Here is a 3,260-nt window from a genome sequence, read left to right as displayed (position 1 = left end):
TGGAGTTCACGCTTCAGGAACTACCTACTTATGGCGTGGGACGCATACACACTTTGTTTATGTATCCTATGACGTTTGATGAGTTTCTGAAAGCGAATGATGAAAATGGACTGATAGACATGAAAGGGCAAGCTGACAGCCGACACCCTTTGGATGATGCTTTTCATGAAAAACTCGTAGAATATTTCCGTATATACCTTTTGGTTGGCGGAATGCCTGAGGCTGTGCTGGCATGGATCAAGACTCACGATTTCAACCAATGCAGCCGTGTTCAAGAGGATATTATTCTGACATACGATGACGACTTCAGCAAATACAAGAAAAGGGTCTCTCCCGATTTGCTGAGAACGACAATGCGTGGCATCTGCCATCAGCCAGGAGAGAAGATTACATTCAAACAAATCTCCGCAGACTACAGAAGTTCACAAATCAGAGAGGCTGTCCGGCTGCTGACGCTTGCCGGACTAACCACTCCTGTCGTCGCCACCTCTGGAAATGGTATTCCGCTTGATGCAGAGGCGAACGAAAAAAACATGAAGATTCTGTTTCTTGATTCGGGACTCCTTCTTACGGTTTTGCAGCTTGAAGGAAATCTTGCGCAGCATCTTATAGAGCAGATCATGACTGGCAATCCTCAAGAACTTGTCAACAAAGGTGGTTTGGTCGAGATGGTGGCTGGTCTTGAAATCTTGCGAAATAAACCATGCGTGCAGCGACAACGGATGTTCTATTGGGAGAAAAGTGGGAATAGCATTGCTGAAATAGACTATCTCGATATCTTTAATCTCAAAGTCACCCCGATAGAGATAAAGTCTGGCACGCAGGGTGGCATGAAGAGTCTATGGCTATTCATGAGAGAGAAACATCTTACAGAGGCAATCCGCTGCTCATTCGAGAATTTCGGCGAATTCAGCTACACCGACTCTCAAGCTGACAATGCCGTGCGCCATATAACCATCGTTCCGCTATATGCATTGGAGAATCTGCAGAAGATGAAATAGGGGAAGGTGTGGCTGCAAGAAACATTTTCAAACAAAAATATGTTAGTTGACAAGGATTATTCGTACAAATAATGTATCTTCGCAGAAATAAGGCATAAACAAGGCAAAATAGGAGGCGCTGATATGACAGACAAAAGATTCAGGAGATTGCCGGTAGGCATTCAGTCGTTCAAGGTTATCAGGGAGGAAAACTACCTCTACGTGGACAAGAGCGACATCGTATGGAACATGGTAAACTTGGGAGAAAAGTATAATTACTTGAGCCGCCCTCGTCGGTTCGGCAAGTCTGTGCTTGTCGATACGCTGGAGTCGTACCTTGAAGGAAGAAAAGACCTGTTTGAAGGACTGAAGATTATGCAGCTGGAGAAAGACTGGAAGCAGTATCCTGTCATACGTCTCGACATGAGCCGTGGAGGTGCCAACGAAGACACTCTGCGCTCTTACCTGAACCTGCGCTTCAAGGATTATGAGGAGAAATACAACATTACTCCAGATCCAACTGCCATGCTTGCCGATCGTTTCCACGCCATTATAGCCACGGCATATAAGCAAACCGGGCTGAGAGTAGCGGTCCTCATAGACGAATACGACTCTCCCTTGCAACATTCATGGAGAACACCCGATCATGAAAAATGTACTGGAGTATACCGTGAAGTTTTTGCCATACTAAAGGCGGACGACGAGTACGAACAATTCGTTTTCATTACCGGCATCACCAAGTTCACACAGATATCTCTCTTCTCTGTCCTCAACAATCTGACCAACATCAGCTTCATGCCAGAATACGCAGCGATCTGCGGCATTACCGAGGAGGAGATTGAAGAGAACTTTATGCCAGAACTCAAAAAGATGAGCGAAGCAAACGGTTGGTCTGTACAGGAAACCCACGACAGATTGAAAGCATATTACGACGGGTATCACTTCAGTCGTCGCAATATGGTGGATGTTTACAATCCATACAGCCTCGTCAATGCGCTGAAATCAAAAGAAATAATTAACTTCTGGGCTTCTTCTGGAGCAACATCCCTACTTCCAAAGTTTGTTGACAACATAGAACTTCGCCTCGGTAACTATGAGAAATGCTCTGTAATGCGCAACACCTTGGAAATGTCAGACGTAACTGGAGGCGGTGCCGAATTGTTCTTATATCAATCGGGATATCTCACTATAAAGGAAAGTGACGAGTTTGGTTATATATTGGGGTTCCCTAATGAGGAAGTAAAACAAGCGTTATACGAAACGGTGCTGCCTACTCTTGCCATGCGCTCAGAAAACGAAATACTGTCGCTGCAAGCCTGCCTATACAGAGAATTGGGCACTGGTCAGATAGACGAAGCCATGAAATCTTTGAAAGCCCTCATCGCCGATGTTCCATACAGCAACAAGAAGCTCGCTTCTATGGATATGGAGGAACGTTACCGCCTCATCATCAGCACCATACTCAATGCCATTGGCTTGAATGTAGAGGTTGAAAAGATGATTTCAACCGGCAGAATCGACATGACGGTGAAGACCTCACGCTACATCTATGTCATTGAACTGAAATTGCATAACAACGGCGGAAAGGAAGCTGCCACCGAACAAATCCTCAACCGTCAATATATGGAACCTTTCAAGGCCGACAAGCGCCAAGTCATAGGATTGGGCATTGAACTTGATGAAGAAGGAAAGGGCCTCTTAGGATGGAAGAGGGCGGAATGAATGCAAAATAAAACATGGATTTTTTACCCAAATCGTTGTTGTAGAATTAGATTTGGGTAAATAATCGCCGTTTTTTTGTTAAAGGCCTTTAAGTATAGACTAAAACGGTATTACAGCAGAGCAATGTCTGCTTCGATGCTCTCTGGAGTAAAGCGGATGCCCTTCAGCGCCACCTTTTCAAACACCTTCTGCAACTTGTCGATATCGCCAAGACGAAGCTTCACTATGTTGCCAGGCATCTGTTCTACAAAGCCTGCTTTCTCCGGCACAAGCTTCTTAGCATAAGAGATGGCTGGCGACACAAGCAGTTCGATGCCCATTTTGCCGTCTTCCTGCTATTGCTGTTCAGAACACAGTCTGCATAATGCTCACACATCTCTTGTGTGCACCAGTGATTGATGCCAACAACCAAAGTCCCTCCTTCTCTCCATTCCTCGGTTATCCGCGGATTGAAAAGATATTTCGTCTTTCTATGCCCTCTCCCCATACATCTCTTTAGCAATGTATTATAGAAGTTCGATGACTGACTGTCTATATATTTCTTTGCCTGTTCATCCA

General features: G+C 45.0%; 3 protein-coding genes. 2 read left to right on the top strand and 1 reads right to left on the bottom strand.

What is annotated here, in order from left to right:
* Both QVO99_RS05165 and QVO99_RS05160 read left to right on the top strand, forming a co-directional pair.
* On the top strand, positions 1-1,001 hold a 1,001-nt coding region (locus QVO99_RS05165), incomplete at its 5' end, for an ATP-binding protein (protein WP_288176975.1).
* Positions 1,002-1,124: 123 nt separating this feature from the next.
* Positions 1,125-2,702: an ATP-binding protein gene (locus QVO99_RS05160; RefSeq protein WP_022316533.1), complete on the top strand. Its 1,578-nt coding sequence runs from the start codon at positions 1,125-1,127 to the stop codon at positions 2,700-2,702.
* Between the two features lie 110 nt (positions 2,703-2,812).
* Here QVO99_RS05160 and QVO99_RS05155 read toward each other — a convergent pair whose 3' ends face one another.
* On the bottom strand, positions 2,813-3,022 hold the full coding sequence (locus tag QVO99_RS05155; protein ID WP_022316532.1) for a hypothetical protein: 210 nt from the start codon (positions 3,020-3,022) through the stop codon (positions 2,813-2,815).
* Positions 3,023-3,260 lie beyond the last annotated feature (238 nt).

This window comes from Prevotella sp. CAG:592, from assembly GCF_000436015.1.
GTDB lineage: Bacteria > Bacteroidota > Bacteroidia > Bacteroidales > Bacteroidaceae > Prevotella > Prevotella pectinovora.
This window is presented reverse-complemented; position numbering and strand designations above follow the sequence as displayed.

Excerpts from the sequence above, each read along its gene's own strand:
- QVO99_RS05160 (WP_022316533.1), top strand. The coding sequence starts at position 1,125 with ATGACAGACAAAAGATTCAGGAGATTGCCGGTAGGCATTCAGTCGTTC.
- QVO99_RS05155 (WP_022316532.1), bottom strand. The coding sequence starts at position 3,022 with ATGGGCATCGAACTGCTTGTGTCGCCAGCCATCTCTTATGCTAAGAAG.